Genomic DNA, 6,356 nt, shown 5'->3' on the forward strand with positions numbered 1-6,356 from the left:
CGCCCCGCCGCCGGCGTGGGGCCCGCCGCCGTCCCACGGCGCGCCCGGCGGCTGGGGCCCGCCGCCGCCTCCGCCGCCCACGCCCTCCGGCCCTGAGCTCGCGGCCCCGTTCGCCGAGCGCGCGCAGCGCGGCGTCCTGTCCGCGTACTTCGAGACCTGGAAGCTGGCGGCGATCGAGCCGGCGCGCTTCTTCCGCCAGGTGCGCGTGGACCAGCCCGGCAGCGCGGTGCTGTTCGCGGTGATCTCGTACGCGTTCGGCGTCGCGGTCCAGTCGCTGTTCAACTGGCTCTCCGGCCAGCAGATGGTGGCGATGATGGAGCAGCTCGCCGGCCGCATGCCGCCGGGCCAGGCCGAGATCATCCGCAACTTCGTGCAGCGCGGGACCGGCGCCATCGTGCTCGGGGAGGTGCTGCTCGCGCCGCTGCTCGCGCTGGTGGCGCTCTACGTCGCGGCCGGCGCGATCCACCTCCTGCTGGTCCTGTTCGGCGGCGCCCGGCGCGGGTTCCCCGCCACGCTCACCACGGTGGGCTACACGTTCGGCGTGTTCGCGCTCTTGGCCGTGCCGGGCTGCGGCGGGCTGGTCGCGCCGATCTGGTGGCTGGTGGCGGTGGTGATCGGCCTCTCCGAGGCCCAGCGCTGCGGCACCGGCCGCGCCGCCGCGGCGGTGCTGACCCCGGCCGTGCTCCTGTGCGTCTGCTGCTGCCTCGGGCCGCTCGGCATGCTGCTGGGCGGCGCGCTGGGCGGGCTCTCCGACCTCGGGCACGGCCCGGCCATCGACCTGTGAGGATCGACGTGATCGGCTGGCGGCGCACCGGGCGGTTCGGGCACGCGGAGGTGTTCGCGCTGGTCGGCGCGCTCACGTTCCTCGTGGCGCGCTTCGTCCCGGTGCTCTCGTTCCACTACACCTGCCCGCTCAAGGGGATGGCCGGGATCCCCTGCGCCACCTGCGGCATGACGCACGCGTTCGTGCACCTCGCCCACGGCGACCTCGCCGCCGCGCTCGGCGCGAGCCCGCTCGGCGCCGCGCTGGCCGGCGGGATCTGGGTGCTGTCCGCGGCCGATCTCGTCCGCGCCGCGGCGGGGTGGCCGCTGCCGGTCCCGTCGCCGCGCGCGGCCCGCGCCGCGGTGGCGATCGGCGTGGTCGCGCTGCTCGCGAACTGGGCGTGGCTGGTGGCCCGCGGAGGCGGCGCGTGAGCCCGGACCTGATCGGCCTGATCCTGGTCGCGGCCGGCTACCTCGCCGGCTCGATCCCGTTCGGCGTGGTGCTGGGGCGCCTCGTGCTGGGCGTGGACGTGCGCACGGTCGGCTCCGGCAACATCGGCGCGACCAACGTCGCGCGGGCCGGCGGCAAGAAGATGGGCGTGCTGGTGCTGGTCCTCGACGCCGCCAAGGCCATCGTGCCCATCCTCGTGGCGCGCCGCCTCCTCGCGGGCGCGCCGCACGCCGAGGCCTGGGCCACCGCCGTCGCGGTGGCCGCGTTCGTCGGCCACCTGTTCCCGGTGTGGCTCGGCTTCAAGGGCGGCAAGGGCGTCGCCACCGGCCTCGGCATCTTCGCGGTGCTCGCGCCCTGGGCCGCGCTGGCCGGCCTCCTCGGCTACGCCGTCGCCTACGGCCTGACGCGCATCTCGTCGGTGGGCTCGCTCACCGGCACGACGCTCTGCGCCGCCGGCGCGTTCGCGACCTACGGCGCCCGCCACCCGGTGCCCTGGGCCGGCCTCGCCATCGCGCTCCTCATCTTCCTGCGCCACCGCGAGAACATCCGCAGGCTGGTGCGCGGGGAGGAGAAGAAGGTCTAGGCCCTTCGACTCCGGCGGGCCTGCGGGCGGCGTACGCTCAGGGTGACCCTTCGACTCCGGCGGGCCTGCGGGCGGCGTACGCTCAGGGTGACCCTTCGACTCCGGCGGGCCTGCGGGCGGCGTACGCTCAGGGTGACCCTTCGACTCCGGCGGGCCTGCGGGCCCGCCTACGCTCAGGGTGAGCGGAGGCGGGGCGACCGCGCCCTCAGTGCGTGAAGAAGAAGATCCGCACCAGCCCGGCGCAGGCCGCCGCGAGCAGGATCGCCGCGCCGAGCTCACGCCAGCGGGGTTCGTTCGACGAGGTCATCGCGATCAGGGAGGGGCCCCAGCGCAGCTGGGGAGGGGCGGTAGCCCCTCCCCGCGGGGACCTCGCGGGAACCCCGCGCAGCGGGGCCCGCGAGGTCACGGGCCCCGCGCAGCAGGGGTGGGGTCCCCGACGAGCTCTGCTCGGCGGGGCGGGGCGGCACGCCCCGTTCTCAGGTCGCGTTCGGGACGTCGATATGCAGCTCCACCCGGCGGTTCTGCGCGCGGCCGCTCGCCGTGCCGTTGTCCGCCACCGGGCGCACCGGGCCCATGCCGAGCGCGGTGATCTGCTTCTCCTGCACGCCGCGGCCCACGAGCACGCGTTTCACGGCGTCGGCGCGCCGCAGCGACAGCTCCTCGTTCATCGACTTCGAGCCGGTCGAGTCGGTGTAGCCCTCGATGCGGATCCGGTCGTCGCCGTACTTGGCGAGGATGTCGCCCATCTGCTCGAGCTTGCCGATCGCCTCCGGCTTCAGCGCGGAGCTGCCGGAGTCGAACAGGATGTCGCCCTTCATCTCGACCAGCAGGCCGTTCTCGGTCCGCTTGGTCTCGGCGATCTTCTCCAGCTCCTTGTGCTGCTTGTCGAGGTAGAGGCCCACCGAGCCGCCGGCCAGCGCGCCGACGCCCGCGCCGATGAGCGCGCCCTTCTTGCCGCCGATGAGGGCGCCCACGCCCGCGCCCGCGAGGCCGCCGGCGCCGGCGCCGATGGCGGTGCGCTTGCCGGCCGTCTGGCAGCCGGCGAACAGCAGGACCGCGGTCACGGCCGCGGTGAGGCGAAGCGAGGTCTTGTTCATGCGGTCCTTCCTTCTCGGATGAAAGTCGTGTCGCGCCGGTCCCGGCGCCTTCGATGCCGTGGGCCCGGACGCGGAGCGCGGACGCGCGCCCCCGGTCCGGGTGTACCGCGGACACGGGGAGCCGGACAACCTCGGCTCCCCGCGCGGGATCGCCACGCCGCAAGGGAACACCGCGAGGCGACCGGGACTTCCCCTCCGGGCAGCGGGAGGGGAACCCGCCGGGGCCGATGTAGGGCGACGTGCGCAGCTAGACGTTCGGGATCGCGCTCGCCTCGCCGGCGGGGCGGATCAGCACCTGGCGCGGCTTCACGCCGTTCGGCGGGCCCACGATGCCCTCGCGCTCCATGCGCTCGATGATCTTGGCGGCCTTGTTGTAGCCGAGCCGCATCTCGCGCTGGAGCTTCGACACCGAGACCTCCTCCATGCGCGACACGAGGTCGATGGCCTGGTCGTACACCGGGTCGTCCTCGTCGGGATCGTAGCCGCCGGGACCGGCGCCCTCGCGCGCCTTCAGGATCGACTCGTCGTAGACCGGCTTGCCCTGCTCCTTGAGGAAGCCGACCACGCGGTGCAGCTCCTCCTCGGAGACGAACGCGCCCTGCACGCGGGTCACCGGCGCGGTGGCGGTGAGCACGAGCATGTCGCCGTCGCCGAGCAGCGTCTCGGCGCCGGGGCCGTTGATGATGGTCTGCGAGTCGTGGCGCGAGGCGAGCCGGAAGGTGATGCGCGCGGGGAAGTTGTTCTTGATCATGCCCGTGACCACGTCGGTGGACGGGCGCTGCGTGGCGACGATGAGGTGGATGCCGGTGGCGCGGGCCTTCTGCGCGAGGCGCGCGAGCGAGATCTCCACCTCGCGCGGCGCGGTCATCATGAGGTCGGCCAGCTCGTCGATGACCACCACGATGTACGGCAGCTTCTGGGGCAGCTTCTTCTCGTCGCGCGCGGCCACCGGATCGGCGGGCGGCGGCGCGGTGGGGTCCTCGAACTCGGGCGAGCCGGCCACCGCCTCGGCGGGCAGCGGGTGCCACGCGCCGCCGGCGGCCTCGTCGGTGGCGGCCCGGGCCGAGGCCTCGTCCTCGGACTCGCCCGCGGCCACGTCCACCACCACGAGCTTGCGCGGCGGCGCGACCTCGTCGCGGTCCTCGAACGTGCGCCCCTCGGCGCGCAGCTTCTCCACCTTGCCGTTGTAGGACTTGAGGTCCTTCGAGCCGGTGTCGGCGAGGATCTGCGTGCGCCGCTCCATCTCGTCCACGGCCCACTGCAGCGCGCGCGCCGCCTTCTGCGGGTCGGTGACCACCGGCAGCAGCAGGTGCGGGATGTCCTCGTAGGTGGACAGCTCCGTCATCTTCGGGTCCACCATGATCATGCGGACCTCCGCCGGCGTCTGGCGGAAGAGCATGGACAGGATCATGGTGTTCAGCCCGACCGACTTGCCGGAGCCGGTGGTGCCGGCGATGAGCAGGTGCGGCATCCGCTGCAGGTCCACGCAGTACGGGATGCCCTCGATGTTCTTGCCCAGGCCGAGCGGCAGGAAGCCGTCCGCGGAGGCGAAGGACTCCGACTCGAGGATGTCGCGCAGCCACACCGTGGCGCGGTCGCGGTTCGGGACCTCGATGCCCACCACGCCCTTGCCCGGGATCGGCGCGATGATGCGGATCCGGGTGGCGCTGAGCGCCATGGTGAGCTCCTTGTCGAGGTTCTCGATCCGCGCGAGCTTCACGCCCGCGACCGGGGAGAACTCGTAGAGCGTCACCACCGGCCCGGGCCGGATGTGCTTGATGGTCCCGTCCACGCCGTGCTGCGCGAGCGTCGCGACGATCAGCTCGGCGGTGCGCGTCAGCCCGGCCGTGTCGAGGTCCTTGGCCTTCTCGTCGTGGACGTCGAGCAGGTCGCTGGCCGGGAGCTGGAACACGTCGCCGGCCTTCTGGAACGCGAAGGCGGGCGCCTCCTTCTTCTTCTCCTTCTTGCGGGCGCGCTCCAGCATCGCCTGCGAGACCACGATCTCCGGCTTCTCGGCGGGCGCCGGGACGGGCAGCGCGGCCGGGTCCTCGACCTCGGCCCGCACCTCGACGGCCTTCTCCGGCTCGCGCGCCTTGCGGCGGCGGCGCGGCGGCTCCTCGGCGGCCGGCTCGCCCTCGCCGGCGCCCTCGGCCTCCTCGCGCGGCTCGGGCGCGGGGGCGAGCCCCTCGACCCACGCCGGATCCTCGAAGGTGTCGCGGCGGAGCTGCTCGAGCGCGAGCGCGCCGGCCACGGCGCGGGCCTCCTCGTGCGCCTCCTCGCCGCTCGCCTCGATCTCGGCGGTCTCGGCGAGCTGCTCGGCCGCGAGCCGGCGCTCGCGCTCGGCGGCCTCCTCGGCGCGCAGCTCGGCCACGGCGACCCGATGCTCGTCCACCGCGGTGGCGAGCCGGCGCGAGAGGAAGCCGGCGGTGGCGGCGAGCGCGCGCCAGAGCGCGGCGCCCACCGTCTGCACCTTCAGGTCGCACGCGACGATGGCGGCCACCGTGGCGGTGGCGCCCACCAGGATCACGCTGCCCCACAGCGAGAACGCGTGGACGCTGGGGCGCGCGAGCGCGGCCCCGACCGCGCCGCCGGGCGGGAAGGGGAGCGAGACGCTGCCGGCGAGCGCCAGGTGCGAGAGCGTCGCGACCGCCAGCGTGAGCACGGTGTACGCGCCGGCGGACACGAGCGTGATGCGCGGGGGCGCGCCGCGGAACAGGCGCCAGGCCGCGGCGCCGAGGCCGAACGGGAGCACCAGGGCCGAGAGGCCCAGCACGCCGTAGAGCGCGGACGCGGTCCGGTGGCCGACCGGGCCGACCAGGTTCGCGGGCGCGACGCCGTGCGCGATCAGCGCCGCGTCGAGCGAGGAGTAGGTCGCGAGCGAGAGGCCGCTGCCGAGCGCGGCCGCGAGCAGCACCACGGCGCCCACGTCGCGCGCCATGCCGGTGCGCGGCGCGGCGCCGCCCTTCGCGCGCTCGGCGGGCGGGTCGCCGCGCTTTCCCTTTTCCTTCGGGGAGACACGGCGATTGGCTTTGGGCTTGCCCATGGCGACGACGGGACCTCGAGGGTGGAACACGCCGCTCGCGCGGACGAGGGCCTGCCTCCGGGAGGATATCGGGGGGTACCGGGGGGTCAATTTTTCGGCGGGGCGGGGGGCGCTCGCGTAGAATCCTGCGGAAGCGCGGGCTTTTCTCCGGGGATCCATGGACATCCGCTGCGAGCGCTGCAGGGCGGCCTACGTGCTCGACGACGAGCAGGTGACGGCCGCCGGCGTGGCCCTTCAGTGCACCAACTGCGGGTACCTCTTCGAGGTGAGGCGGAAGGTGGTGTTCGTCACCACGCCGCTCCGCCCGGAGCACGCGGTCGGCGCGAGGCCGCTCGCGCCGCCGCCCCGGGCCGCACCGCCCGCCCCGACGGCCCAGCCCGCCGCGCGCCCCGGCCCGACCGCCGCCGCGCCTCCCGCGCC

General features: G+C 74.7%; 6 protein-coding genes. 4 read left to right on the forward strand and 2 right to left on the reverse strand.

Going from position 1 to position 6,356, the window contains the following annotated elements; all coding sequences use genetic code 11:
- The 3 genes from PSR1_RS20850 to plsY all read left to right on the forward strand — a co-directional run.
- Positions 1 to 784 (forward strand): YIP1 family protein (locus PSR1_RS20850; RefSeq protein ID WP_059439304.1); only part of this gene is annotated, 784 nt, incomplete at its 5' end.
- 8 nt (positions 785 to 792) lie between these two features.
- On the forward strand, positions 793 to 1,194 hold the full coding sequence (locus tag PSR1_RS20855; protein ID WP_059439305.1) for a DUF2752 domain-containing protein: 402 nt from the start codon (positions 793 to 795) through the stop codon (positions 1,192 to 1,194).
- Entirely contained in the window at positions 1,191 to 1,796 is a 606-nt protein-coding gene (gene plsY, locus PSR1_RS20860) for a glycerol-3-phosphate 1-O-acyltransferase PlsY (RefSeq protein ID WP_059439306.1), read from the forward strand. The genes PSR1_RS20855 and plsY overlap by 4 nt, the downstream gene beginning before the upstream one ends.
- A 476-nt stretch (positions 1,797 to 2,272) precedes the next feature.
- Here plsY and PSR1_RS20865 read toward each other — a convergent pair whose 3' ends face one another.
- Both PSR1_RS20865 and PSR1_RS20870 read right to left on the reverse strand, forming a co-directional pair.
- Positions 2,273 to 2,893, reverse strand: a complete 621-nt coding sequence (locus tag PSR1_RS20865) for an OmpA family protein (protein ID WP_059439307.1) — start codon at positions 2,891 to 2,893, stop codon at positions 2,273 to 2,275.
- A 247-nt stretch (positions 2,894 to 3,140) separates the two neighbouring features.
- On the reverse strand, positions 3,141 to 5,936 hold the full coding sequence (locus tag PSR1_RS20870; RefSeq protein ID WP_059439308.1) for a DNA translocase FtsK: 2,796 nt from the start codon (positions 5,934 to 5,936) through the stop codon (positions 3,141 to 3,143).
- Positions 5,937 to 6,093: 157 nt separating this feature from the next.
- Between PSR1_RS20870 and PSR1_RS20875 the strand changes: the two genes are divergently transcribed.
- Positions 6,094 to 6,356, forward strand: a 263-nt coding sequence (locus PSR1_RS20875; RefSeq protein ID WP_193388399.1) for a zinc-ribbon domain-containing protein, incomplete at its 3' end; no start/stop codon positions are given.

Source organism: Anaeromyxobacter sp. PSR-1 (genome assembly GCF_000964525.1).
GTDB lineage: Bacteria > Myxococcota > Myxococcia > Myxococcales > Anaeromyxobacteraceae > Anaeromyxobacter.